27 protein-coding genes and 1 pseudogene are annotated in these 24,903 nt (G+C 62.5%); 18 read left to right on the top strand and 10 right to left on the bottom strand.

The genetic code is table 11. The features are described 5' to 3' along the window. Nucleotides 1-93: 93 nt before the first annotated feature. Together trpA and trpB are read right to left on the bottom strand one after the other, a co-directional pair. The gene (trpA, locus tag APH30_RS01280) at nucleotides 94-903 is read right to left on the bottom strand and encodes a tryptophan synthase subunit alpha (RefSeq protein ID WP_054911466.1); all 810 of its coding nucleotides are present in this window, start codon (nucleotides 901-903) and stop codon (nucleotides 94-96) included. Beyond that, the gene (trpB, locus tag APH30_RS01275) at nucleotides 900-2,117 is read right to left on the bottom strand and encodes a tryptophan synthase subunit beta (protein WP_029887973.1); all 1,218 of its coding nucleotides are present in this window, start codon (nucleotides 2,115-2,117) and stop codon (nucleotides 900-902) included. Before trpB ends, trpA begins: the two co-directional genes overlap by 4 nt. Before the next feature lie 108 nt (nucleotides 2,118-2,225). Here trpB and APH30_RS01270 point away from each other — a divergent pair, with 108 nt between their 5' ends. Beyond that, entirely contained in the window at nucleotides 2,226-3,122 is an 897-nt protein-coding gene (locus APH30_RS01270) for a LysR family transcriptional regulator (RefSeq protein ID WP_054911465.1), read from the top strand. Here APH30_RS01270 and APH30_RS01265 read toward each other — a convergent pair. After that, on the bottom strand, nucleotides 3,119-3,442 hold the full coding sequence (locus tag APH30_RS01265) for a YqjD family protein (protein WP_009682179.1): 324 nt from the start codon (nucleotides 3,440-3,442) through the stop codon (nucleotides 3,119-3,121). The genes APH30_RS01270 and APH30_RS01265 overlap by 4 nt on opposite strands. 150 nt (nucleotides 3,443-3,592) lie before the next feature. On the opposite strand from APH30_RS01265, the gene APH30_RS01260 reads away from it, so the two are divergent. Together APH30_RS01260 and APH30_RS01255 are read left to right on the top strand one after the other, a co-directional pair. Beyond that, complete coding sequence (locus tag APH30_RS01260; RefSeq protein WP_009682180.1) at nucleotides 3,593-3,808, top strand: dodecin; 216 nt, start codon at nucleotides 3,593-3,595, stop codon at nucleotides 3,806-3,808. A 101-nt stretch (nucleotides 3,809-3,909) separates the two neighbouring features. Further along, on the top strand, nucleotides 3,910-4,131 hold the full coding sequence (locus APH30_RS01255) for a DUF1161 domain-containing protein (protein ID WP_029887970.1): 222 nt from the start codon (nucleotides 3,910-3,912) through the stop codon (nucleotides 4,129-4,131). A gap of 37 nt (nucleotides 4,132-4,168) precedes the next feature. On the opposite strand, the gene APH30_RS01250 is transcribed toward APH30_RS01255, so the two are convergent. Then, nucleotides 4,169-5,173: an LLM class flavin-dependent oxidoreductase gene (locus APH30_RS01250; protein ID WP_054911464.1), complete on the bottom strand. Its 1,005-nt coding sequence runs from the start codon at nucleotides 5,171-5,173 to the stop codon at nucleotides 4,169-4,171. A gap of 152 nt (nucleotides 5,174-5,325) precedes the next feature. Here APH30_RS01250 and APH30_RS01245 point away from each other — a divergent pair, with 152 nt between their 5' ends. Further along, entirely contained in the window at nucleotides 5,326-5,751 is a 426-nt protein-coding gene (locus APH30_RS01245; RefSeq protein ID WP_054911463.1) for an OsmC family protein, read from the top strand. Nucleotides 5,752-5,825: 74 nt separating this feature from the next. Continuing rightward, the gene (locus tag APH30_RS01240; protein ID WP_009682184.1) at nucleotides 5,826-6,059 is read left to right on the top strand and encodes a DUF1161 domain-containing protein; all 234 of its coding nucleotides are present in this window, start codon (nucleotides 5,826-5,828) and stop codon (nucleotides 6,057-6,059) included. Between the two features lie 141 nt (nucleotides 6,060-6,200). On the opposite strand, the gene APH30_RS01235 is transcribed toward APH30_RS01240, so the two are convergent. Beyond that, nucleotides 6,201-6,614, bottom strand: coding sequence for a hypothetical protein (locus APH30_RS01235; protein ID WP_009682185.1), 414 nt, complete (start codon nucleotides 6,612-6,614; stop codon nucleotides 6,201-6,203). A 54-nt stretch (nucleotides 6,615-6,668) separates the two neighbouring features. Further along, a complete protein-coding gene (locus tag APH30_RS01230) occupies nucleotides 6,669-7,082 on the bottom strand; it encodes a hypothetical protein (protein ID WP_029887968.1) in 414 nt (137 codons plus the stop codon). 84 nt (nucleotides 7,083-7,166) lie between these two features. Between APH30_RS01230 and APH30_RS01225 the strand changes: the two genes are divergently transcribed. Continuing rightward, nucleotides 7,167-8,240: an aminopeptidase gene (locus APH30_RS01225; RefSeq protein WP_054911462.1), complete on the top strand. Its 1,074-nt coding sequence runs from the start codon at nucleotides 7,167-7,169 to the stop codon at nucleotides 8,238-8,240. Nucleotides 8,241-8,324: 84 nt separating this feature from the next. On the opposite strand, the gene APH30_RS01220 is transcribed toward APH30_RS01225, so the two are convergent. Beyond that, complete coding sequence (locus APH30_RS01220) at nucleotides 8,325-8,975, bottom strand: HAD family hydrolase (protein WP_009683618.1); 651 nt, start codon at nucleotides 8,973-8,975, stop codon at nucleotides 8,325-8,327. 24 nt (nucleotides 8,976-8,999) lie between these two features. Beyond that, nucleotides 9,000-9,548, bottom strand: a complete 549-nt coding sequence (locus APH30_RS01215) for a gamma carbonic anhydrase family protein (protein ID WP_054911461.1) — start codon at nucleotides 9,546-9,548, stop codon at nucleotides 9,000-9,002. Nucleotides 9,549-9,650: 102 nt separating this feature from the next. Here APH30_RS01215 and prlC point away from each other — a divergent pair, with 102 nt between their 5' ends. The 6 genes and pseudogenes from prlC to APH30_RS01185 all read left to right on the top strand — a co-directional run bounded on the left by prlC (nucleotide 9,651) and on the right by APH30_RS01185 (nucleotide 17,929). Then, complete coding sequence (gene prlC / locus APH30_RS01210) at nucleotides 9,651-11,702, top strand: oligopeptidase A (RefSeq protein WP_054911460.1); 2,052 nt, start codon at nucleotides 9,651-9,653, stop codon at nucleotides 11,700-11,702. After that, nucleotides 11,699-11,980, top strand: coding sequence for a YheV family putative zinc ribbon protein (locus APH30_RS01205; RefSeq protein WP_009683615.1), 282 nt, complete (start codon nucleotides 11,699-11,701; stop codon nucleotides 11,978-11,980). Before prlC ends, APH30_RS01205 begins: the two co-directional genes overlap by 4 nt. A gap of 295 nt (nucleotides 11,981-12,275) precedes the next feature. Beyond that, a pseudogene (locus tag APH30_RS01200) lies at nucleotides 12,276-14,078 on the top strand (M3 family metallopeptidase). 62 nt (nucleotides 14,079-14,140) lie between these two features. Further along, complete coding sequence (locus APH30_RS01195) at nucleotides 14,141-15,190, top strand: PA0069 family radical SAM protein (protein WP_054911459.1); 1,050 nt, start codon at nucleotides 14,141-14,143, stop codon at nucleotides 15,188-15,190. Nucleotides 15,191-15,483: 293 nt separating this feature from the next. Then, nucleotides 15,484-16,203 carry a carbonic anhydrase gene (locus tag APH30_RS01190; RefSeq protein ID WP_009683612.1) on the top strand — a complete coding sequence of 240 codons (720 nt, stop codon included), beginning with the start codon at nucleotides 15,484-15,486 and terminating at the stop codon, nucleotides 16,201-16,203. 190 nt (nucleotides 16,204-16,393) lie between these two features. After that, a complete protein-coding gene (locus APH30_RS01185; RefSeq protein WP_220460455.1) occupies nucleotides 16,394-17,929 on the top strand; it encodes a SulP family inorganic anion transporter in 1,536 nt (511 codons plus the stop codon). Nucleotides 17,930-17,999: 70 nt separating this feature from the next. Here APH30_RS01185 and APH30_RS01180 read toward each other — a convergent pair whose 3' ends face one another. Next, nucleotides 18,000-18,641, bottom strand: coding sequence for a hypothetical protein (locus APH30_RS01180; RefSeq protein ID WP_054911458.1), 642 nt, complete (start codon nucleotides 18,639-18,641; stop codon nucleotides 18,000-18,002). A gap of 369 nt (nucleotides 18,642-19,010) precedes the next feature. On the opposite strand from APH30_RS01180, the gene coxB reads away from it, so the two are divergent. From coxB to APH30_RS01160, 4 genes are read left to right on the top strand one after another with little or no spacing between them, the layout of a single operon-like run. After that, a complete protein-coding gene (gene coxB, locus APH30_RS01175; protein WP_054911457.1) occupies nucleotides 19,011-20,138 on the top strand; it encodes a cytochrome c oxidase subunit II in 1,128 nt (375 codons plus the stop codon). Nucleotides 20,139-20,181: 43 nt separating this feature from the next. Continuing rightward, nucleotides 20,182-21,771 (top strand): cytochrome c oxidase subunit I, encoded by a 1,590-nt coding sequence (gene ctaD / locus APH30_RS01170; RefSeq protein ID WP_054911456.1) that lies wholly within the window; start codon nucleotides 20,182-20,184, stop codon nucleotides 21,769-21,771. 10 nt (nucleotides 21,772-21,781) lie between these two features. Beyond that, entirely contained in the window at nucleotides 21,782-22,348 is a 567-nt protein-coding gene (locus APH30_RS01165) for a cytochrome c oxidase assembly protein (RefSeq protein WP_029886291.1), read from the top strand. Nucleotides 22,349-22,364: 16 nt separating this feature from the next. After that, entirely contained in the window at nucleotides 22,365-23,252 is an 888-nt protein-coding gene (locus APH30_RS01160; RefSeq protein WP_054911455.1) for a cytochrome c oxidase subunit 3, read from the top strand. Nucleotides 23,253-23,351: 99 nt separating this feature from the next. Here the strand turns inward: APH30_RS01160 and APH30_RS01155 are convergent, their stop codons facing one another. Continuing rightward, nucleotides 23,352-23,555 carry a twin transmembrane helix small protein gene (locus APH30_RS01155; protein ID WP_003258925.1) on the bottom strand — a complete coding sequence of 68 codons (204 nt, stop codon included), beginning with the start codon at nucleotides 23,553-23,555 and terminating at the stop codon, nucleotides 23,352-23,354. Between the two features lie 51 nt (nucleotides 23,556-23,606). Here APH30_RS01155 and APH30_RS01150 point away from each other — a divergent pair, with 51 nt between their 5' ends. Next, nucleotides 23,607-24,344 (top strand): SURF1 family protein, encoded by a 738-nt coding sequence (locus APH30_RS01150; protein ID WP_054911454.1) that lies wholly within the window; start codon nucleotides 23,607-23,609, stop codon nucleotides 24,342-24,344. Continuing rightward, a complete protein-coding gene (locus tag APH30_RS01145) occupies nucleotides 24,313-24,894 on the top strand; it encodes a hypothetical protein (RefSeq protein WP_054911453.1) in 582 nt (193 codons plus the stop codon). Before APH30_RS01150 ends, APH30_RS01145 begins: the two co-directional genes overlap by 32 nt. The last annotated feature ends 9 nt before the right edge of the window (nucleotides 24,895-24,903 follow it).

Raw genomic sequence — 24,903 nt, 5'->3', positions numbered from 1 at the left:
GCTGGCAAGCCAGCTCCCACAAGGATTTCACAGGGCCTGAGGGTGGCGCTGTAGCTGTGGGAGCTGGCTTGCCGGCGATGAAGGCGACGCCGGTCAGCGACGGGCGCCGCGCACCCCTTCCGCCAGTGCCGAGCACAGGCTCAACACATCGCTCACCGCCTGTTCGGCCGTGTTGGCCTGGGCAATCTTGTCGACCAGCGCCGAGCCCACTACCACGCCATCGGCCAGCCGGGCGATGTTCGCCGCCTGCTCTGGGGTGCGAATGCCGAAGCCAACGCTGATCGGCAGGTCGGTATGCCGACGCAGGCGGGCAATGGCTTCGGTCACGTGCTCGGTGGTCGCCGAGCCGGCCCCGGTCACACCGGCCACGGACACGTAGTAGACGAACCCGGAGCTGCGCGCCAGCACACGCGGCAGGCGCGCGTCGTCGGTGGTCGGGGTGGTCAGGCGAATGAAGTCGATACCTGCAGCCTGGGCCGGGGTCGCCAGTTCTGCATCGTGCTCCGGCGGCAGGTCGACGATGATCAGGCCATCGACGCCAGCCTGCTTGGCTTCATTCACGAACGCTTCCACGCCAAAACGGTGGATCGGGTTGTAGTAGCCCATCAGCACGATCGGCGTGGTGTGGTTGTCCACACGGAATTCACGAACCATCTGCAGGGTCTTGACCAGGTTCTGGCCCGCTTCCAACGCGCGCAGGGTAGCGAGCTGGATGGCTACGCCATCGGCCATCGGGTCGGTGAATGGCATGCCCAGTTCGATCACATCGGCGCCTGCAGCAGGCAGACCCTTGAGGATCTGCAGCGAGGCGTCATAGCCCGGGTCGCCTGCGGTAACGAAGGTGACCAGTGCCGAGCGGCCTTCGGCTTTCAACTCGGCGAAGCGTTGTTCTAGACGGCTCATGCCTGTTTCTCCTGGGCGGCCATGTGGCTCATGACGGTTTGCATGTCTTTGTCGCCGCGGCCCGACAGGCAGATCACCATCAGGTGGTCCTTGGGCAGCTGCGGGGCGCGCTTGATTGCCTCGGCCAGGGCGTGAGCGCTTTCCAGGGCCGGGATGATGCCCTCCAGGCGGCACGTGGCGTGGAAGGCATCCAGCGCTTCGTCATCGGTGATGCTGACGTATTCAACGCGCTTCACCTCATGCAGGTAGGCATGCTCGGGGCCGATGCCCGGGTAGTCGAGGCCGGCCGAAATCGAGTGAGCGTCGGTAATCTGGCCGTCATCGTCCTGCAACAGATAGGTGCGGTTGCCGTGCAGTACGCCGGGCACACCGCCGTTCAGGCTGGCAGCATGCTTGTCGGTGTGCACACCGTGGCCGCCGGCTTCAACGCCGATGATCTGGACGCTTGGCTCTTCGAGGAACTCATGGAACAGGCCCATGGCGTTGGAGCCACCCCCCACGCAGGCGACCAGGCTGTCCGGCAGGCGGCCTTCCTTTTCCTGCAACTGGGCACGGGTTTCCTTGCCGATGATCGACTGGAAGTCGCGGACCATTGCCGGGTATGGGTGCGGGCCCGCCACGGTGCCGATCAGGTAGAACGTGTCGTCGACGTTGGTCACCCAGTCGCGCAGCGCTTCGTTCATGGCGTCCTTGAGGGTGCCGGTGCCCGCGGTAACCGGAACGATCTCGGCGCCCAGCAGCTTCATGCGGAAAACGTTGGCCTGCTGGCGTTCGATATCGGTGGCGCCCATGTAGATCACGCAGGGCAGGCCGAAGCGCGCAGCGACGGTAGCGGTCGCTACGCCGTGCATGCCGGCGCCGGTTTCGGCTATCAGGCGTTTCTTGCCCATGCGCTTGGCCAGCAGCACCTGGCCGATGCAGTTGTTCACCTTGTGCGCGCCGGTGTGGTTGAGCTCTTCACGCTTGAAGAAGATCTTGGCGCCGCCGCAGTGTTCGGTCAGGCGCTCGGCGAAGTACAGCGGGTTGGGGCGGCCGATGTAGTCGCGCTGGAAATAGGCCAGCTCTTCAAGGAATTGCGGGTCGGCCTTGGCCGCTTCGTATTCCCGGGCCAGGTCCAGCACCAGTGGCATCAGGGTTTCGGCCACATAGCGGCCGCCGAACGAGCCGAACAGGCCATTGGCGTCGGGGCCGGGGCGGTATTGGGACTGGGTCATGGGGCGCTCCAGGGCGTAGGCAATGAGTGATGGGCTTTACTCTAACCACGACAGGCCCGGCTGAAAACCGATAAGATTGCGCAAACTTGTCAGGAAAACTCACAGGTAATGGCTCACGACCTCCCTCCCCTCAATGCCCTGCGTGCTTTCGAGGCCACTGCCAGGCTTAACAGTGTCAGCCAGGCGGCCGAGGCGTTGCACGTTACCCATGGTGCCGTGAGCCGGCAGATCAAGGTGCTTGAGGAGCATCTGGGGGTGGCGTTGTTCGTCAAGGAAGGGCGTGGCATCAAACTCACAGATGCCGGCCTGCGCCTACGCGATGCCAGTGGCGAGGCGTTCGACCGCTTGCGCAGCGCATGTGCCGAACTGAGCCGCGATACCCGCGAGGCCCCGTTCGTACTGGGTTGTTCAGGCAGCCTGCTGGCGCGCTGGTTCATCCCGCGGTTGGGGCGCTTGCAGGCAGACTTGCCAGAGCTGCGCCTGCACCTTTCAGCCGGTGAGGGTGACCTTGATCCAAGGCGGCCAGGGCTGGATGCGCTATTGGTGTATGCCGAGCCCCCGTGGCCGGCAGACATGCAGGTGCATGTGTTGGCCGAGGAGCGAATCGGCCCGGTGCTGAGCCCGCACTTCGCCGGTTACCAGCGCTTGCTGGGGGCGCCAGCCAAAGCTTTGCTCGAAGAAGCCGTGTTGCACACCACCTCGCGCCCACAGGCTTGGCCGACCTGGGCGGCGCAGCAGGGCCTGGAGCCGGCTGCCATGCACTACGGGCAGGCTTTCGAGCACTTGTATTACCTGTTGGAAGCTGCGGTGGCGGGACTGGGCGTGGCGATTGCGCCGCAACCTCTGGTCGCCGATGACCTGCGGGCGGGCCGCCTGAGTGCGCCGTGGGGCTTTTCACCGACCCCGGCGGCGTTGGCGCTGTGGGTACCTCGGCGCGCCGCAGACGGGCGCGCCGAGCAACTGGCGCAATGGTTGCGGGCAGAACTGCTAGGGCAGAGCGCTTAGTTGCGCTTGCACAGCAGGTAAGCTGCCAGCAAGCCCAGAGCGCCGATGGCTACACCGGCAGTGGTGTACGGGTGCTCCTGGGCATAGTCGCGGGTGGCGATGCCGGTTTGGCGGGTACGCTCCTTGACTTCCTCATAGGCATCGCTCAGCAGGCTGCGCGAATGGCGCAGGGCACTCTCGGCGTTGCTGCGCATGGCCTTGACTGATTTCTGGGTTTCTTCGGAGGCATCGTGCTTCAGGCTTTCCAGGCTTTTCAGCAGGCTTTCGATCTCTGCTTCCATGCTTTCCAGGGATGTTTTACGCAGCGAATTGCGGGGCATGTTGACTCTCCTTTGCAGTATGGACTCTATGAACTGCGACCCTTGGGCTGCACGAAAGTGCGATCGAACTTTCGCCCCTGATGACAGCTCGCAGATAAACCAGGCTCGCACTGCCAGGCTGAATATCACTGTTACCCAAGGAGAGCGCTCATGACCGATCATCACACCTACAAGAAGGTCGAACTGGTGGGGTCTTCGCCTACCAGTATCGAAGATGCGATCAACAATGCCCTGGCCGAAGCCGGCCAGAGCATCAAGCACATGGAGTGGTTCGAGGTGGCCGAGACCCGTGGCCATATTCGCGACAACAAGGTCGCGCACTTCCAGGTGACGTTGAAGGTGGGCTTCCGTATCGCCAATAGCTGAAACACAGCCAGGCTGGAACAGGTTGCACTGATGGGGTATTAGGAACAGTGCGCCCTGGTGGGCGCCCCTTTCTGGTTTCATCTGCACAAGGAATGCAAGTGATGAACAAACTGATACTGGCGCTGGGCCTGATGACGCTGGCCGGTGGCGCGATGGCGGCGGGCAAACCCTGCGAGGAGCTGAAAGCGGAAATTGCCGCCAAGCTCGATGCCAAGGGGGTTGTTGGCTACAAGCTGGAGATCGTCAAAAAGGGCGACCCGGCGGGCAAGGTGATCGGCAGCTGCGAAGGCGGCACCAAGGAAATCGTCTACCGCCGCGGCTGACGCGGTGGCCCCTTCGCGGGGGCACTCGCGAAGGGGTTCACTCGCTCTTCAAAGCCTGCGCCAGCAGCTCATAAGCGCGGATACGGTCTGCATGCTCGTACAGGTCACAGGTAAACATCAGCTCATCCGCCCCGGTTTGCTCCAGCAACACCTCCACTTTTGCGCGTACTTTCTGCGGGCTGCCGATCATCGCCAACCCCAGGAAGCTGCCTACCGCATCGCGTTCATGGGGCAGCCATAAGCCGTCCATGCTGGGTACCGGGGCTTTCTGCATCAGGCTCTGCCCGCGAATCAGCGCCAGAATGCGCTGGTACACCGAAGTGGCCAGGTATTCGGCCTGTTCATCGGTTTCGGCAACCACCATGGGAATGCCCAGCATCACATAGGGTTTGTCCAGCGTGGTGGACGGTTTGAAGTGGTTGCGATACACGCGGATTGCCTCGTGCATGTAACGCGGCGCGAAGTGCGAGGCGAAGGCATAGGGCATGCCGCGCATACCGGCCAGTTGCGCGCTGAACAGGCTGGAGCCCAGCAGCCACATGGGCACATCGGTGTCGTGCCCAGGCACAGCGATCACTTTTTGATCATCGGTTCGGGGGCCAAGGTAGCGTGACAGCTCTTCGACGTCGTCCGGGAAATCGTCCGGGCCACCTGCGCGGTCTCGGCGCAAGGCGTATGCAGTCATCTGGTCGGAGCCTGGCGCACGGCCAAGGCCGAGGTCGATGCGCCCCGGGTACAGGCTGGCGAGGGTGCCGAACTGCTCGGCGATCACCAACGGCGCATGGTTGGGCAGCATGACCCCGCCGGAGCCTACGCGAATGCTCGAAGTGCCCCCGGCGAGGTAGCCGATAAGCACCGAGGTCGCCGAGCTGGCGATGCCGTCCATGTTGTGGTGTTCGGCCACCCAGAAGCGGTTGTAGCCGAAGCGTTCGACGTGCTGCGCCAGGTCCAGCGAGTTGCGCAGCGACTGCGCCGGGCCGGCATCGGCGCGAACGGGCACAAGGTCGAGGGTGGAAATCTTCAGGTCACTTAGCTGCGTCATGGGGCCTCCGCAAGAATGATTGGCCAGAGGCCTTTATGACTCTGTATGGGCGTAATCGTTGGATTCAATGGGGGTGCGCAATTGCTCTGAACTTGCCGGGCGTATCTGACCTCTGAACCCATAGGCACGTAACCGAGTGACAAGGAGGCATCATGAAGAAGACAGCATCGGCGATCTGGCAAGGTGGTTTGAAGGACGGCAAAGGCCTGCTTTCAACCGAAAGCGGCGCCCTCAAGCAGAACCCTTATGGCTTCAACACCCGTTTCGAGGACACGCCGGGTACCAACCCAGAGGAACTGATCGGTGCGGCGCATGCGGGCTGCTTCTCGATGGCGCTGTCGATGATGCTCGGCGAGGCCGGGCTCACCCCGGACCGGATCGACACGGCGGCGGAAGTCACCCTCGACAAGCAGCCTGATGGTTTTGCCATTACCGCTGTACACCTGGTGTTGCGAGCCAAGGTGCCAGGCGCCAGCGAGGCGCAGTTCCTGGAAATTGCCAACAAGGCCAAAGCAGGCTGCCCGGTGTCGAAGGTGCTCAACGCCAAGATCAGCCTGGATGCGGCGTTGGTGGGCTGAAGCGGCGCAACGATGGCAGTTTGCTGTAGTCTAACCAACGTCGGCAGCAATACTGCCTTTTCAGGAGCCGTTCCATGATTCGCGTAGCAATCGCCGTGTTCGCTTCGCTGGTCGCCACGTCTGCGCTGGCGGCGGTCAAGCCGTGCGAGGAACTGAAAGCCGAGATCGAGGCCAAGATCCAGGCCCAAGGGGTGGCTTCGTACACCCTGGAGATCGTGCCTAACAGTGAGGTCCAGGACCCGAATATGGTGGTCGGGACGTGCGATGGCGGGACCAAGAAGATCATTTACCAGAAGAATGATCGCTAGCGCTCGAGCATGAGTGGCCGCTTCGCGGCCCATTTGCGACAAAAGCCCGCTTCCACAGACCCTTGTAGGAGCGGCCTTGCGTCGCGATGGGCTGCGCAGCAGCCCCTGACTCGCAGCCCCCCCTACCCGCCGCACCCCCGCCTACGGAATACAGAACACATCGCTAGGCTCATTCACCAGCACCGTGCGGCTGGCGTCATACAGCAATACCTGCGGCTCCATTACCGGCGCCCGCGCCTCCAGGCGATAACGTTCCCCAGCCTTGAAGTCATCGAAGCGCACAGTCAGGTAACAGGTACGGTCCCTGGGGTCGGTCAGCATCCCGCCAGAGTAGATCTCGTAATCGAAGCGCACGACCAGCTCATGCTTGCCGGGGGTTACCTGAAAGTATCGGCCGTCGTCCAGGCGCTTCCCGTCAAGGCGGTCGGCCATGATTACCCGGCCGGGGGTCATGGTGTACAAGTCGACCCAGGCTTGCTTAGGGTCGACCGGCGGCAAGGGGCTGGCGCAAGCCCCCAGTGCACTGAGGGCGATCAGCATCATGGGCTGGCGCATGGCAAAGCTCCCACTTGCGATTGGCACGTTAACAGCATAGCGCCGTTTGCGTGGTTACGTATGCTGGCAGCCCGCTGGCAGGCCCTGGCCCAGCAGTTTTTGTTGCTGGTCATACAACTTCACCCACGGGCGGAAGCCGATGCTCCCGGCCTGCAGCTGATAGCGTTGTCCGGCGTTGAAGTCTTTGAACGCCAGCTTTACCTGGCAATCTCGCCACAGGGGTTGGTCGACCGGGCCGATGTTGCTGGGGTTGACCGGAAACTGGTAGCGCACGGTCAACTCGTGGCTGCCAGGCTGCACTTCGAAGTACCGGTTGTCGGCCCAATCGCGCTCATCGACCTGCACCGCGTGCAACGAGGTGTTGTCGTAGGGCGTGAGGTCGATCCAGGCCTGGTTCGGGTCTGGGTCTGGCAGCGTTGAACAGGCAGATAACAGCAACAGTGAACCGGCGACCCACAATGCACGCATGGCGAAACTCCCCCGTGGCGAGATAGTCTTGGAGCGAATCGGCCTTGAGCGAGTCAGACAGTCCCGATGCTTCGACTTTTTCTTATGCAGCGCTCAGGCCCTGGGCCACTCGACCGCGTTTTCACCCGTTTGGTTCCGCTGCTGGCGGTGCTTCTGCTGAGCGGTTGCAGCAGTGCGGCCTATTACGGCCAGCTTGCGCAAGGCCAGTGGCAACTGCTGCGCGCGCGGCAACCGGTGGAACAGGTGGTCGCCGACCCTGCTACCCCTCCCCTGTTACGGGCGCGCCTGCAACGGGCGGAACAGGCGCGGGCGTTTGCCAGCCAGCAGCTGAAGCTGCCGGATAACCGCAGCTACCGGGTATACGCCGACCTTGGGCGCCCCTATGTGGTTTGGAATGTTTTCGCCACGCCAGAGCTCTCACTGCAACCGGTGACCCACTGTTTTCCGATAGCGGGTTGCGTGGCGTACCGCGGCTACTACCAGCAAGGTGCAGCGCGTGGCGCGGCAGCGTTGATGCGTGAGGAAGGGCTGGATGTGTACGTGGGCGGGGTGGAGGCCTATTCCACCTTGGGCTGGTTCGACGACCCTATTCTGTCGTCGATGGTGGGCTGGGGTGACGAACGCCTGGCGACCTTGATCTTTCACGAGCTGGCGCACCAGCGCTTTTATGTGCAGGACGACACCGAGTTCAACGAGTCCTTTGCCTCGTTCGTCGAACAGGAAGGCACCCGGCAATGGCGCGCGGCGCGCGGGCTGGCTGCGGTGAGTGGCGATCAGGGGCAGCAGCGGGAGCAGTTTATCCAACTGGTGCTGGCCAGCCGCGAGCGGTTGCAGACGATTTACGCCGGGCCGCTGGATGATGCGCACAAGCGCCAGGCCAAGCGGGCGGAGTTCGCGCGGCTCAGGCGTGACTACCAGCAGGTGCGGGACAGCCAGTGGGGCGGCGACAAGCGCTTTGACGCCTGGGTGTACGGGCCCATGAACAATGCCAAGCTGTTGCCGTTCGGGCTGTATGACCAGTGGGTGCCGGCGTTTGCGGCGGTGTTTCGCGCGGTTGGCGGGGATTGGGGGCGGTTCTATGAACGGGTTGAGCAGTTGGGGAGGTTGCCCATCGCTGAAAGGAAGGCGGCGCTGCAGAAGTTGATGGCTGGCCGGTGAGCCTTTGGGGCCGCTTTGCGGCCCATCGTCGGCAAGCCAACTCCCACAGTGACCGCATGGGCTGCAAAGCAGCCCTGAAGGCCCTCAGGCCTTGGTAAATGCCTGATGCATCTCGGCCAGCGTGGCGAAGTGGAAAGCCGGTGCTTCGGCCATCAACTCTTCCCGGCTACCAAACCCATAGCCCACCGCCACGGCCTGCAAACCATTGCTGCGCGCGCCGATCAGGTCATGCTTGCGGTCACCGATCATCAGCGTCTGCGCCGGGTCCAGCCCTTCTTCGTCCAGCAAATGGCGAATCAGCTCAACCTTGTTGGTGCGCGTGCCGTCCAGTTCGCTGCCGTAGATCACCTTGAAGTGGTGGTCGAAGGCGAAGTGCCGGGCAATTTCGCGGGCAAACTCCCACGGTTTGGAAGTGGCGATATACAGCGTGCGGCCCTGGCTGTTCAGGGCTTGGAGCAGCTCCGGCACGCCGGCGAACACCAGGTTTTCGTACAGCCCGGTCACGCGGAAGCGCTCGCGGTAGAAATTGACCGCCTCCCACGCCTTGGCTTCGTCGAAACCATAGAACTGCATGAACGCCTGCAACAAAGGTGGGCCGATGAAGTGCTCGAGGCGGGCCAGGTCTGGCTCATCGATGCCCAGCTTTGCCAAGGCATACTGGATCGAACGGGTGATGCCCAGGCGTGGGTCGGTCAGGGTGCCGTCGAGGTCGAACAGGATGTTTTGCTGGTGCATGTACAAGGTTCCACGCGAATGCGCTCATTCAGGTTGATCGAAGCCTTCGGCCAGGTGCTGGTCCTTGAGCTTCACATAGTTGCTGGCGCTGTAGGCGAAAAACGCCCGCTCCTGGTCATTGAGCAGCCGCGCCTGTTTCACCGGGCTGCCCATGTACAGGTAGCCGCTGACCAGGCGTTTGCCTGGCGGCACCAGGCTGCCGGCGCCAATTATCACTTCATCCTCCACGATCGCACCGTCCATGACCGTGCTGCCCATGCCGACCAGAATGCGGTTACCCAACGTGCAGCCATGCAGCATCACCTTGTGACCGATGGTCACTTCGTCGCCGATGATCAGCGCGAAGCCGTCCGGGTTGAACGGGCCGGCGTGGGTGATATGCAGCACGCTGCCGTCCTGCACGCTGGTGCGCGCACCAATCCGGATGCGGTGCACGTCGCCGCGCACCACGGTCAGTGGCCAGACCGAGCTGTCTTCGCCGATTTCAACGTCGCCCAGCACCACCGCCGAACGGTCGACGAATGCCCTGGGCCCCACTTTCGGAGTGTGTTGCTGGAAGCTGCGAATGGCCATGATAGCGTCTCTCATCTGTGTCGATAGGCAGGCTGCCTGCTGCGGTCGGCGTCGATTGTAATTAAGATGGGGCAGTGTTTCTTCTGCCAAGGTATCCGAACCGTGAGTGCGAACAACCCGCTTCTGCAGTCCTACGATCTGCCGCCCTTCTCGCAAATCCGTGCCGAACACGTGTTGCCGGCGATCGAAGCGATCCTGGCCGACAACCGTAAAGCCATTGCCGAGATCCTCGAAAAGCAGGGCAGCAACCCCACCTGGGCCGGCCTGGTGCTGGCCATGGACGAACTGAACGACCGCCTGGGTGCGGCCTGGAGCCCGGTCAGCCACCTCAACGCGGTGTGCAACAGCGCCGAATTGCGCGAGGCTTACGAGTCGTGCCTGCCAGCGCTCAGCGCCTACTCTACCGAACTGGGCCAGAACCGTGCGTTGTTCGAAGCCTACCAGGCGCTGATCAGCGGCCCGGAGGCCGCCGGTTTCGATGTGGCGCAAAAAACCATACTCGAACATGCCCTGCGTGACTTCCGTCTGTCGGGTATCGACCTGCCAGCGGACAAGCAGCAGCGCTATGCCGATGTGCAAAGCAAGCTCAGTGAGCTGGGCAGCCGCTTCTCCAACCAGTTGCTGGACGCCACCCAGGCCTGGACCAAGCATGTGACCGACGAGGCCGCACTGGCCGGCCTGACCGATTCGGCCAAGGCGCAAATGGCCGCTGCAGCGCAGGCCAAGGGCCTCGACGGCTGGCTGATCACCCTGGAATTCCCCAGCTACTACGCCGTGATGACCTACGCCAGCGACCGCGCCCTGCGCGAAGAGGTGTACGCGGCCTACTGCACCCGCGCCTCGGACCAGGGCCCGAACGCTGGCCAGAACGACAACGGGCCGGTGATGGAGCAAATCCTCGACCTGCGTCAGGAACTGGCCGAGCTGCTGGGCTACAAGAACTACGCCGAGCTGAGCCTGGCGACCAAGATGGCCGAGTCCAGCGACCAGGTACTGAGCTTCCTGCGCGACCTGGCTCAACGCTCCAAGCCGTTCGCCGCCCAGGACCTGCAGCAGCTCAAGGCCTATGCCGCCGAGCAAGGCTGCCCAGAGCTGGCCAGTTGGGACGCCGGGTACTATGGCGAGAAGCTGCGCGAACAGCGCTACAGCGTGTCGCAGGAGGCCCTGCGCGCCTACTTCCCGATCGACAAGGTACTTAGCGGCCTGTTCAGCATCGTGCAGCGCCTGTATGGCATCGAAATCGCCGAGTTGAAGGGCTTCGACAGCTGGCACCCGGATGTCCGCCTGTTCGAAATCAAGGAAAACGGCCAGCACGTCGGGCGCTTCTTCTTCGACCTGTATGCCCGTGCCAACAAGCGCGGGGGTGCCTGGATGGACGGCGCGCGTGACCGGCGCCGCACCGCCAGCGGCCAGTTGCAAAGCCCGGTGGCCAACCTTGTGTGCAACTTCACCCCGGCTGCGCCTGGCAAGCCGGCGCTGCTGACCCATGATGAGGTCACCACGCTGTTCCACGAATTTGGCCACGGCCTGCACCACATGCTGACGCGCATCGAGCATGCCGGGGTTTCCGGCATCAATGGCGTGGCTTGGGATGCCGTCGAGCTGCCTAGCCAGTTCATGGAAAACTGGTGCTGGGAGCCGGAAGGCCTGGCGCTTATTTCGGGGCATTATGAAACCGGTGCGGCCCTGCCACAGGACCTGCTGGACAAGATGCTGGCGGCGAAGAACTTCCAGTCGGGCATGATGATGGTGCGCCAACTGGAGTTCTCGCTGTTCGACTTCGAACTGCATGCCAGCCATGGTGACGGGCGTAGCGTGCTGCAGGTGCTCGAAGGCGTACGCGATGAGGTCTCGGTCATGCGCCCGCCGGCGTACAACCGTTTCCCCAACAGCTTTGCGCACATCTTTGCCGGCGGTTACGCAGCGGGTTACTACAGCTACAAGTGGGCTGAAGTGCTGTCGGCCGACGCTTTCTCGCGCTTCGAGGAAGAAGGCGTGCTGAATGCCGAAACCGGCCGCGCCTTCCGCGAAGCGATCCTGGCGCGCGGCGGCTCGCGCGAGCCCATGGAACTGTTCGTCGACTTCCGTGGCCGTGAGCCTTCCATTGATGCATTGCTGCGCCACAGTGGCTTGGCCGAGGCCGCTGCGGCATGAGTGAGGTAGCCGTGAACAAGACCAAGAAGCGCTTTATTGCCGGGGCTGTATGCCCGGCATGCAGCCAGCCCGACAAACTGATGATGTGGAGCGAAGACGACGTACCGCACCGCGAGTGCGTGGCCTGCGGCTTTACCGATACGCTCAACGAACAGGGCTTGTCGGTGCCCAAGGAGCTCGGGACACGGGTCAACCACCTCGAGCCGAAAACCCCTGCGGCCAAGGTACAGACGGTGCAGTTCTTCCCTAATCCGAAGTTGAAGAAACCCGCAGAGTAAGGGTACAGGGCGTTACATAGAGCTTCTGCGGGGTAACAGGGGGCTGGCTACAGTGTCGGCCCCTGACTTGCCCCTGAGGTGCTTCGTGAATCACGGCCTTGCTCGAATTGCCCATGGCTTGCTCGACTACCCGTCGCTACGGCCCGAGCAGCTTCAACCCGCCATCTTGTCCATTCGCGACGCCAATGTCGCGGCGCTCGAACAGATCATCGAACACAGCGGCCCGGCGCCAGGTTGGGATAGCTTGGTGCTGGCCGTCGAGCAGCTTGACCAGCGGCTGGAAGACCTGCTGCACATGCTCGTGCCGTTGGTGTACGAAAGCCAGGCATGGGCTGTGGAGGTCGATGCTTGTAATCAATTGCTGCTCGACTGGGCGCGATACAAGCACGAGCACTCAAGGTTGTATGAAGCCTACCAGCGCCTCGATCCCGCGCAGCTGGATGACGAGCGCCAGGCTGTGCTCAAACTGATCCTCAGGGCGTTCCGCCACGCCGGCCATGGTTTGGGCGCTGGCGCGCGCGAGCAACTGCACACCACCGAGCAGGCGATCGTCGGGCTTGAGCAGCAATTCATGAGTAACCTGATCCAGGCACGTGAGGCCTGGACTTGCCTGGTGCCGCACGAGGCGCGCCTGGCCGGCCTGCCAGGCGTTGAGCGTGATCGGCTGGCAGTCAAGGCTGCGGCGCAGGGCCAGGCGGGTTGGCTGCTCGACCTTGACGAGCGCACGGTGCAAGTGGTCCTTGAGTGGGCCGACGCGCGTGATTTGCGTAAAGAGGTTTATCAGGCCTCACGGCAGCTGGCTTGCGACCTTAGTGGCAACTACGCCCTGGACAATGGCCCGGTGCTGCAGGCGCTGTTGCGGCTGCGTCATGAGCGTGCGCGGCTGTTGGGCCTGGCCAACGCGGCGCAGTTGAGCCTTGAAGCCAAGGACTCGCGTGACACCTCGCAGGTCGAGGCCTTCATCAACGCCTTGATCCAGCAGAACAGCGCGCGCCTGCAGGAGGAGCTGAAGGCGATGCAGGTGCTGGGTAGCGAATTGGGTATCGAGGCGCTTGCCCCGTGGGACGTGGCATACCTTGGCCGAAAGCTGCGGCTGCAAGGCAACGAGGCGATCGACGCCAGCCTGCCCGAGCGTTTCCCCCTGGGCAGCGTCCTGCAGGGGCTGTGGCAACTGCATGAACAGGTGCTTGGCGTGCGTATCGTGGCGTGCGATGTGGCAGGTTGGCACCCCGATGTGAAGGTACTGGAGGTAATGGACGGGCATGCCCGCCTGGGGCATATCTACCTGGATGCCTACCAACGCCCAGGCAAGCTGCCCTGGCCGTACAGTTATCCCATGCGCCAGCGCCATGTGGAGGCCGACGGTGTGGTGACGTTGCCCGCCGTTCTGCTTTCCTGCTGTTTCGAGCTGCAGCCTGGGCAAGTCACCCCCAACTTGGACCACGCAGACCTGTGCAAGCTGTTCCACGAGGCGGGCCATGCCCTGCATCAGTTGCTGGTCACCAACCAGCACCGGCGCCTCAATCGCACCGCCACTTCCGCGCTGGGCGCCGATGCCTGCGAATTCGTCGGCACCTTGCTCGAACAGTGATGCTGGTCTGCCCCGGCACTGTTGGCGTTGCCGCAGCCGGAAACGGGTGCGCCGCCAGTGTCATTGCCACAGATGCAGCAGTGGCTCGCTGGCAAACGTCGTTTCCAGGCGGTGGCGGAAGCCGAGCAACTGCGGCTGTGCTGGTTCGATCTCGTCGCGCATTGCGACGATCGCGCCCGCCACGACCTTCGCCAGCTGGCGGTTGCCGCAACCCAGCAGGTCGGCTTGCCGCAAGCCTTCGCCCAGGACAGGTTTGCCGAAGGGTTCGATTACATGGTCACGGGTTATGAAGCGGGTTATTACTGCTACAAGTGGGCGCAGGTCCATGCCATTGACGCCTTCAGCGCATTCGAGGCGGCCGACGCCGATCATCGGGCGCTGGGCCGCCGCCTGCGCGACGAAATCCTGGCCAAGGGCGGAATGCGCCGGATGACGGCGTCGTTCAACGCATTTGCCGGCAGGCCCATGTCGCTGGAGCCGTATGCAAGGCGCCACTTGTCTCCCTGACAACAAGGGTGAAGGCGCTGCTGGTAATATACTGTATGCATAACCAGTAAGGGGCTAACAGCATGGATCCTGTTCGCGGTCGTGGTACCCGCCATAACCCACACAATCGTTTTGCACCACGCCAGTCGGTGCTCGAAGACGATGGCTGGAATCAGGAGGTGCCCGTTACCCAAGGCACCGAGGTCAGGGCTGAAACCGCCAAGACCATCATCGCGCGCAATACTTCCCCTGACCTGCCCTTCGACCGCTCGATCAACCCCTACCGCGGTTGCGAGCATGGCTGTATCTACTGCTATGCCCGCCCGTCCCATGCCTACTGGGATCTGTCCCCAGGCCTGGACTTCGAAACCAAGCTGATCGCCAAGACCAACGCCGCCGAGGTACTGGTGCAGCAGTTGAGCAAACCTGGGTATAAGTGTGCACCGATCAACCTGGGCTCCAACACTGACCCTTACCAGCCCATCGAGCGCGAGCAACTGCTGACTCGGCGCCTGCTTGAGGTACTGCTGCGTTTTCGCCACCCGGTGACCATCGTCACCAAAGGGGCCCTGGTGCTGCGCGACCTCGACCTGCTCGCCGACATGGCCCGCCAGCGCCTGGTGCGGGTGATGATCAGCCTGACTACGCTGGACGATGACCTCAAGCGGGTGCTCGAGCCCCGGGCGGCAGCGCCAGGGGCAAGGTTGCGGGCCATTCGTGTGCTGCGCGAAGCAGGCGTGCCGGTCGGCGTGTTGTGCTCGCCGATGATACCGATGATCAACGACAGCGAACTGGAGCGCCTGTTGGAAGCGGCCAAGGCGGCCGGGGCGCAGAGCGCGGCGTACATGCTGCTGCGCCTGCCGCTGGAGGTGGCGTCGCTGTTCGAGCAGTGGTTGCACGACCATTACCCACAGCGCGCTGCGCATGTGCTGAGCCTGATCCGCCAGAGCCGCGATGGCGAGCTGTACGACAGCCGCTTTGGCACACGCATGCGGGGTGAGGGGGTATTTGCCGAGTTGCTGGCGCAGCGTTTCGCCAAGGCGATGAAACGCCTGGCGTTCGAAGGGCGCGAGTCACAGGTGCTGGATTGCTCGGCCTTTTCCCCGCCGGGCGAGCAGATGGCACTGTTCTGATAGCCAAGGTAAACACGCCCTACAGAAAGCCTCACTAATGTCAGCCAATAATTACGCTAATACATATTGGCAGTTGATGTTTTTTTGCTATTATTCAGATCCCGCCTTTTATATCTGGAACGCCCGTTCTAGAGCCCTCGAATTAAGTTTCAGTTAAGTTTTCCCGGTTAGCGTAGGCAACCAATCCACACCGACTGTGATCTATGGGCTGTGCGTGTCATCTAAAACCCTGCATAGCCAGAATCTTTAACCGGTAAAATGGATTTACCTACACACCGTCAAGAGGATGAATCATGCCCGTCAAGGACCCATCCAAGGTCGTACCCCAGGTCCCCGCTGAAAGCGCCGATGCTGCCCTGAAGCACATCGTCGACGGTTTCCTGCGCTTTCACCATGACGTCTTCCCTGAACAGCAAGAGCTGTTCAAGAAGCTCGCCACTGCGCAAACACCGCGCGCCATGTTCATTACCTGCGCCGACTCGCGCATCGTGCCCGAACTGATCACGCAAAGTTCGCCAGGCGACCTGTTCGTGACCCGTAACGTAGGTAACGTAGTACCGCCTTATGGCCAGATGAACGGTGGCGTTTCCAGCGCTATCGAGTACGCGGTGATGGCACTTAAAGTGCACCACATCATCATCTGCGGCCACTCCGACTGTGGCGCGATGCGTGCGGTACTCAACCCGCAATCGCTGACCAAGATGCCAACCGTTGGCGCCTGGCTGCGCCACGCCGAAGTGGCCCGCACCGTGGTCGAGAACAACTGCTCGTGCGGCAGCGAACATGAAAGCATGCAAGTGCTGACCAAAGAGAACGTCATTGCCCAGCTGCACCACTTGCGCACCCACCCTTCGGTGGCTTCGGGGCTTGCAGCGGGTCAGCTGTACATCCATGGCTGGATCTACGACATCGAGACCAGCAGGATCGAAGCCTACGACGCTGCCAGCGACAGCTTCATGCCCCTGGCCGCAGGCCAACCGGTGCCTTGCGCCACTCCGAGAGGCCGCTACTAAGCGACCCGTCCGCCGTTAGAACCTTGATAGCCGGCTGCACCCTGTAGGGGTGTGGCGCGGCCTTCGGCTGCCCTGAATACCCTGACTGCCCTGCCGGCGAGCCCGCTGGCGGCCCGCGCCTGCGCGCTTGTCGGGGACCCAACGTGCCCATGGCCAGGGGAATGGCCGTGCGACTAGAGAAAGGAGAAACATGGTGAACATTACACAGCTGAAAGCGGCCCTGCCGCGTGAGTTGCTGGCTTCGGTGGTGGTCTTTCTGGTGGCCCTGCCCTTGTGCATGGGCATTGCCATCGCCTCGGGCATGCCGCCGGCCAAGGGCCTGATTACCGGCATTATCGGCGGGGTCGTGGTCGGCTTCCTTGCCGGTTCGCCGTTGCAAGTCAGTGGTCCGGCGGCGGGCCTTGCGGTGCTGGTCTTCGAGCTGGTACGCCAGCACGGCATGGCCATGCTCGGGCCGATCCTGTTATTGGCCGGTTTGCTGCAATTGCTGGCCGGGCGCCTGCGCCTGGGCTGCTGGTTCCGCGTCACCGCGCCGGCGGTGGTCTACGGCATGCTGGCAGGCATTGGCGTGTTGATCGTGCTGTCGCAGGTGCATGTGATGTTCGACACCGCACCGCAGCCATCGGGTATGCAGAACCTTGTGCAGTTCCCGGCGACCCTCGCTGCGGCCATGCCGCACGAAAGCGCCGGCGCTGGCTGGATAGCCGGTGCGCTGGGCCTGGGCACCATCGCCATCATGTGGGGCTGGGAACGTTTGCGGCCGCAGCGCCTGCGCTTTGTGCCAGGCGCCCTGCTGGGTGTGGCGAGCATGACCATCATCAGCATGTGGTTGGCCTTGCCCGTGAACCGCGTGGAAGTACCGGCTGACTTGTCCGAAGCCATCGACTGGCTCCGCCCCGGTGACTTGATGCAATTGGCCGACCCTGCCCTGCTCGTCGCCGCCTTTGCCCTGGCATTCATTGCCAGTGCCGAAACTTTGCTGTCAGCGGCTGCGGTCGACCGCATGCACAGTGGCCAGCGTTCGGACTTCGACCGTGAGCTGTCCGCACAGGGCATTGGCAACATGCTCTGCGGGGTGCTGGGTGCACTGCCGATGACCGGGGTGATCGTACGTAGCTCGGCCAACGTGCAGGCAGGTGCGCAAACACGCGCTTCGGCCATTTTCCATGGCTTGTGGCTGCTGGCTTTCGTGGTGGCGTTGAGCAGTGTGCTGCAGCAGATACCGGTAGCCAGCCTGGCAGGTGTGCTGGTGTTCACGGGGATCAAGCTGGTCGACTTCAAGGCGTTCCGTGGGTTGGGCCGTTATGGCCGCATGCCGATGTTCACCTATGCGGCGACGGCGCTGGCGATCATCTTTACCGACCTGCTGACCGGCGTGTTGCTCGGCTTTGCCCTGACCTTGCTGAAGCTGGCATTCAGGGCGGCACGGTTGAAGATCAACCTGGTCGATCTGGCAAAGCCTGGGCACATGGAATTGCGGCTCAGTGGCGCCGCGACCTTCCTCAAGGTACCGGCATTGACCCAGGTGCTCGATGGCGTGCCGGTGGGCACCACGTTGCATGTGCCACTGGGTAACCTGAGCTATATCGACCACTCGTGCCTTGAATTGCTGGAGGACTGGGGGCGCAGCAATGCTGCCAATGGCTCGCGGTTGCTGATCGAACAGCGGCGGTTGAAGCGGCGAATCGAGGGGCGGTTACGGACTACGGCGGGTGTGGGGGCCTGAAGTTGAAGTTCTGTAGTGCCTGAACTGGCCTTTTCGCGGGTGAACCCGCGAAGAGGCCGGCACAGGAGTATCAGGTCGGCTGACCCAGCTCGACACCCAGCTGACGCGACAGGCACGGCCAGCGCTTCCACGCCGCACCGGTTGCCGGGCTAGTCAGCGTCTCGCGGTAGGCTTCCACCGACTCAGCCGCAAAGCTTGCGTCATTGAGCATCTCATCCACCGAGTGGTGCACCACTTCATCCAGCTGGTTGGCAAATTCTTCGCCGATCAACTGGTGGGCAATCAGGTTGGCGACGGTGGTGTCGACCGGGATCAGCGGCTGCTGGAAGTGACGGATGTACAAGTCATTCACCTCCTCCACCAGGCGGTGCGCCAGGTACGCCTCATCTAGCAGGCAGTCCAGCCCCACATGCCCGTTCATGACCTCGGGTGGCTGCAGGAAGTAAGCCTCGGCAATTTTCAATACAGGCTTGATCTGCGACTCGATGCCGGCCTCAAGGGCGACTTCATGGGCCGCCTCCAGCAGTTCCGGAACCTGTTCGATGTAGGCGCTGACGAAGCGCGCCAAAGTACCCTGTGCGTCCTGCTCAGGCAGTTGGATCGAGGGGTGCAGGTGGGGCAGTTGCAGCTCGAGACGCTGTTTCAATTGGCCAGTCTGGCCTTCATGTTGATGGGCTTGGCTTACCTGCTCGCGTACAGCAGCGATGTTCATGACAACTCCAGGGACATTACGTTTCAAACGGAAGACACTAAATTAGCTCGGTATACGGCATACCTAAGACGAATTTGTTATAGATGATTTCACATTCTGCGTTACCTGGAATATAGCATGGCCACTATTTGGCCATACCCCCTCAAGCCTGCGGTTTTCAGGGGATATAGCTGTTTCGTGAAGTTCATTTCATTGCCTTCGTTGCGCGGCATTGGTCGCTGTCTATACTCCCGGTGAACGTGATTCGTTGATGAGGCCCGACTGCTTTTAGCAGGGGCTCGGTCGTTGAAGCCAGGCAGTCTTGACCGCCGTTCCCTCTTGCCGCAGGCCACGCCTCCGGGAAAACAAGAACGAGAAGGGGAACCCGCAATGATGCGACATCCACCTGTCTGGATGGGCCTGCTGTTGTGGTCGGTTCTGGGTCAGGCCAACGCTGCCTGGACCGTGAACATGCACCCGGGGGCGACGGAAGTCTCCAACGCCGTCTTCGATCTGCACATGACCATCTTCTGGATCTGCGTGGTCATCGGCATCGTGGTGTTCGGCGCGATGTTCTGGTCCATGGTCATCCACCGCCGCTCCACCGGCCAGCAGGCCGCGCATTTCCACGAGCATACCTGGGTGGAAATCCTCTGGACCGTGGTCCCGTTCCTGATCCTTGTGGCCATGGCCATACCGGCCACCAAGACCCTGATCGACATCTATGACGCCAGCGAGTCGGATATCGACATCCAGGTCACCGGCTACCAGTGGAAGTGGCATTACAAATACCTGGGCCAGGACGTGGAGTTCTTCAGCAACCTGGCCACCCCCGCCGAGCAGATTCACAACCAGGCGCCCAAAGACGAGCACTACCTGCTGGAAGTCGACCAACCGCTGGTGTTGCCGGTGGGTGCCAAGGTGCGCTTCCTGGTGACGGCGGCCGATGTAATTCACTCATGGTGGGTGCCCGCCTTCGCGGTCAAGCGCGACGCCATTCCCGGCTTCGTCAACGAAGCCTGGACGCGCATCGAGAAGCCAGGCATCTACCGCGGCCAGTGTACCGAGTTGTGCGGCAAGGACCACGGTTTCATGCCCGTTGTAGTCGAGGTCAAGTCCCAGGCCGACTACGACACCTGGCTTGGCGAGCGCAAGGCAGAGGCGGCCAAGCTCAAGGAGCTGACCAGCAAGGAATGGACCCTGGACGAGTTGGTGGCGCGCGGCGACAAGGTCTACCACACCACCTGCGTGGCCTGTCACCAGGCCGAAGGCCAGGGCCTGCCGCCGATGTTCCCGGCGCTGAAAGGCTCGAAGATCGCTACCGGGCCGAAGGAAGGTCACTTGAGCATCGTTTTTCACGGCAAACCCGGTACCGCCATGGCCGCCTTCGGCAAGCAACTGTCGGAGGTGGATATCGCTGCCGTGGTGACCTACGAACGCAACGCCTGGGGCAACAACAAGGGCGACATGGTCACGCCGAAGGACGTGCTGGCGCTGAAGCAGGCAGAAGCCAAGTGAACCGGGTTACTCGCGGCAATCAGTGGATTGCAGGAGACAGGACATGAGTGCAGTGATCGACGACCACGCCCACGGCCATGACCATGCGCACGGCCCGGCCAAGGGCCTGATGCGCTGGGTGCTGACCACCAACCACAAGGATATCGGCACCCTGTACCTGTGGTTCGCCTTCCTCATGTTCCTGTTGGGTGGCTCGTTCGCCATGGTGATCCGCGCCGAGCTGTTCCAGCCGGGGCTGCAGATCGTAGAACCGGCGTTTTTCAACCAGATGACCACCATGCACGGGTTGATCATGGTCTTCGGCGCCGTGATGCCGGCCTTCGTCGGCTTGGCCAACTGGATGATCCCGCTGATGATCGGCGCGCCGGACATGGCCCTGCCGCGCATGAACAACTTCAGCTTCTGGTTGTTGCCGGCGGCGTTCCTGCTGCTGGTTTCAACCTTGTTCAGCCCCGGTGGCGGGCCGAATTTCGGCTGGACCTTCTACGCCCCGCTGTCGACGACCTATGCACCGGCCAGCGTCACCTTCTTCATTTTCGCCATTCACCTGATGGGTGTCAGCTCGATCATGGGGGCGATCAACGTGATCGCGACCATCCTGAACCTGCGTGCCCCCGGCATGACCTTGATGAAAATGCCACTGTTCGTCTGGACCTGGTTGATCACTGCGTTCCTGCTGATTGCAGTGATGCCGGTGCTGGCAGGGGTGGTGACCATGATGTTGATGGACATCCACTTCGGCACCAGTTTCTTCAGTGCGGCTGGCGGTGGTGACCCGGTGCTGTTCCAGCATGTGTTCTGGTTCTTCGGCCACCCCGAGGTGTACATCATGATCCTGCCCGCCTTTGGCGCGGTCAGCTCGATCATCCCGGCATTTTCGCGCAAGCCCCTGTTTGGCTACACCTCGATGGTGTACGCCACCGGGGCCATCGCCTTCCTGTCGTTCATCGTTTGGGCGCACCACATGTTCGTGGTCGGTATTCCGGTGGTCGGCGAGCTGTTCTTCATGTACGCCACCATGCTGATTGCGGTGCCCACCGGCGTGAAAGTGTTCAACTGGGTCAGCACCATGTGGGAAGGCTCGTTGACCTTCGAAACCCCGATGCTGTTCGCCATCGCCTTCGTCATCCTGTTTACCATCGGCGGCTTCAGTGGGCTGATGCTGGCGATTGCACCGGCCGACTTCCAGTACCACGACACCTACTTCGTGGTGGCGCACTTCCACTATGTGCTGGTGCCGGGGGCGATCTTTGGCATCTTCGCCTCGGCCTACTACTGGCTGCCGAAATGGACCGGCCACATGTATGACGAGACCCTTGGCAGGCTGCATTTCTGGCTGTCGTTCGTCGGCATGAACCTGGCCTTCTTCCCCATGCATTTCGTGGGGCTGGCCGGTATGCCGCGGCGCATACCTGATTACAACCTGCAGTTCGCCGATTTCAACATGGTGTCTTCGATCGGCGCGTTCATGTTCGGTGCCACGCAGATCTTCTTCCTGTTCATCGTCATCAAGTGCATCCGTGGCGGCGCCCCCGCGCCGGCCAAACCCTGGGACGGCGCTGAAGGCCTGGAGTGGTCCATCCCCTCGCCTGCGCCCTACCACACCTTCCAGACACCGCCGGAAGTGAAGTAGGAGCGCCGCCATGACAGGCCTTTCGTTGAAGCGCCTGGTAACGCGCCTGCTGATGCTGACGGTGGTGATGTTCGCCTTCGGCTTTGCCCTGGTGCCGATCTACGACGTGATGTGCAAGGCCTTCGGCATCAATGGCAAGACCGGCGGGCAGTACGAGGGCAGCCAGGTCAGTGACCCCTCGCGGTCGGTCCGGGTGCAGTTCATGTCGACCAACGCCAGCGACATGGTCTGGGACTTCTACTCCAGCGCCGATCAGCTGGAGGTCCACCCCGGTGCGGTCAACCAGATGATCTTCATTGCCCATAACCCGACCGACCGGCCGATGAGTGCCCAGGCGATACCCAGCATTACCCCCGCCGAAGCCGCGGCGTACTTCCACAAGACCGAGTGCTTCTGCTTTACGCAGCAGGTGCTGCAACCCGGCCAACGCATCGAAATGCCGGTGCGCTTCATCGTCGACCGCGACCTGCCGGCCAGCGTGAAGCACCTGACGCTGGCCTACACCTTGTTCGACATCACCGCTCGCCACCCGCCGGTCGCTCAAGTTGCGGCCCAGGCCGTCCAGGGCGCCCGTTAAGGGAAGGAGAACAGCAATGGCAAGTCATGAGCATTACTATGTTCCGGCGCAGAGCAAGTGGCCGATCATCGCTACCCTCGGCATGTTCATCAGCGTGTTCGGTCTGGGTACCTGGTTCAACGACATGAAGTCGGGGCACCCGGAGTCGCACGGGCCGTTGATTTTCTTCGTGGGTGCTCTGTTTCTGGCCTACATGTTATTTGGCTGGTTCGGGGCGGTGGTCAAGGAAAGCCGTGCAGGGCTATACAGCGCGCAGCTGGACCGCTCTTTCCGCTGGGGCATGAGCTGGTTCATCTTCTCGGAAGTGATGTTTTTCCTGGCCTTCTTCGGCGCGCTGTTCTACGTGCGCGTGCTGGCGGGGCCGTGGCTGGGTGGCGAAGGGGCCAAAGGTGTTGCCCATATGCTCTGGCCCGGCTTCGAGTTCACCTGGCCGCTGTTGCACACGCCGGACCCGAAGCTGTTCCCGCCGCCCAAGGAAGTGATCGACCCGTGGCACCTGCCGCTGATCAATACCCTGTTGCTGGTCAGCTCCAGCGTGACCATCACCCTGGCCCACCATGCGTTGCGCCGCGACCACCGCGGGGCGCTGAAAGGCTGGATGGCGCTGACCATCGTGTTGGGCATCAGCTTCATCGCGCTGCAGGCCTTCGAGTACCACGAGGCCTATACCAAGCTGGGGCTGACGCTGGGCTCGGGCATCTATGGCGCTACGTTCTTCATGCTCACGGGTTTCCACGGCGCGCACGTGACCTTGGGCACGATCATCCTCATTGTGATGTTCGTGCGTATTCTGCGTGGCCACTTCAACCCGCAGAAACACTTCGGCTTCGAAGCGGCCAGCTGGTACTGGCACTTCGTGGATGTGGTGTGGGTGGGGCTTTTCATCTTTGTGTATGTGCTGTGACTAGCGAACCCTGTGGGAGCGGGCGCGCCCGCGAATGCGCCGGTGCATTCAACATCGCATTCGCGGGCATGCCCGCTCCCACAGGGCGAGGTGAAAACGTCAGAAAGGGGCGTGAGATACGAGCTGACCACTGATGAAGCCCCAGGCGACCAGCCCTATGGTCAGCGCCGCCAGGGTCACCCGCACCGTCAGCGCTTTCAGCAGGCGGGTCGAGTTTTCATCATCTTTGACCAGAAACACCAGGCCACTGAACAGACTGGCGATCGTGGCCAACAGCATCAGGACAATCGCGGCCTTGAGCATGGCGCTACTCCCGGGGGATGCGGTGATGTGGATAAGTATAGCGAGGCGCCCGTGAGGCCGTTTCGCCCAGGCTGGGTACCCACCTTGGTGGTACTTGCACTGCTACCGGGGCTGATCGCGCTTGGCTGCTGGCAACTCGGCCGGGCCGAGGAAAAGCGCGCATTGCTGGCCAGCTACGCCGAGCGACGTATCGAAGCGCCGCTGGCGACCAGCCAGCTGAATGGCAACGAAGACAACGCCTTGCGCCGCGTGCACCTGTATGGCCGCTTCGACGCCGAGCACAGCGTGCTGCTGGACAACCGCATGCGCGACGGTCAGGCCGGTGTCGAATTGCTGCAACCCTTCCACGACCAGGCCAGCGGCCTGTGGCTGCTGGTCAATCGCGGCTGGCTTCCCTGGCCGGACCGCCGCATACCGGTGCACTTCGATACCCCCGCCCAGGCCTTGGCCCTCGACGCCTCGGTGTATGTGGTACCCGGCAACACGTTCCAGCTGCACCCGGACCCCGTCGGCGGCCAGTGGCCGCACCTGTTGACCGCCATCGACGCGGCGCAACTGTGGGCGCAGCTCGGGCGTGAGGGGTTCGCCCACGAACTGCGCCTGGAACCTGGCCCGGCAAGCTACCGCCTGGGCTGGCCCATCGTGGCCATGGGGCCGGAAAAACACATGGGTTACGCCGTGCAGTGGTTTGCCCTGGCGATCGCCCTGGTGCTGCTCTACCTCTATTTCGGCTGGCGCCAAAACAAGGAGAAAAGCCATGGCCACCGCCACTCCACTGGACGTGCCTGAACGTAGCAAACCCAAAGCCCGCGGGCGTTTGCAGCTGTTGCTGATTCTTCTGGTGGTGCTGGGCCCGATGGTCCTGGCCACCAGCATGTACAAACTCAACTTCTGGGTGCCGGAGGGCCGCAGTTACCACGGCGCCATGATCGGCAACGGTGAGAGCCGTGCCGACCTGGGCGTGGCCGGCGAGGACGGGCGCTGGCAGTTGCTGGTCAGCGCGCCGCAGGCCTGTGCCGAGGAATGCCAGCGGCTGGTGTACCTGGCTCGGCAGATCCAGGTCGGCCTGGGCCGTGATGCCAGCCGGGCCAGCCATGCGCTGGCCGCCGCCCAGCCGCTGAGCGCCGACTACCAGGCCCTGCTCGGGCGCGAATACCCGCAATTGCAACGCTACTCGCTGGATGCGCCGCGCTACCTCAAGCAGGTCGGCGAGGTTGCCCCGCAGCTGTGGATCGTCGATCCGCACGGCAACCTGGTGCTGCGCTACGGCGCCAAGGTCAACGGCAAGCATGTGCTGGATGACCTGCGCCATCTGCTCAAGCTGTCCAATATCGGCTAGGAGCCTGCC

Origin of the sequence: Pseudomonas sp. NBRC 111127 (assembly GCF_001320345.1) — a bacterium.
GTDB classification, from domain to species: Bacteria; Pseudomonadota; Gammaproteobacteria; order Pseudomonadales; family Pseudomonadaceae; genus Aquipseudomonas; species Aquipseudomonas juntendi.
The sequence above is the reverse complement of the archived record's forward strand: the minus strand, read 5'-3'. Positions and strand labels throughout refer to the sequence as shown.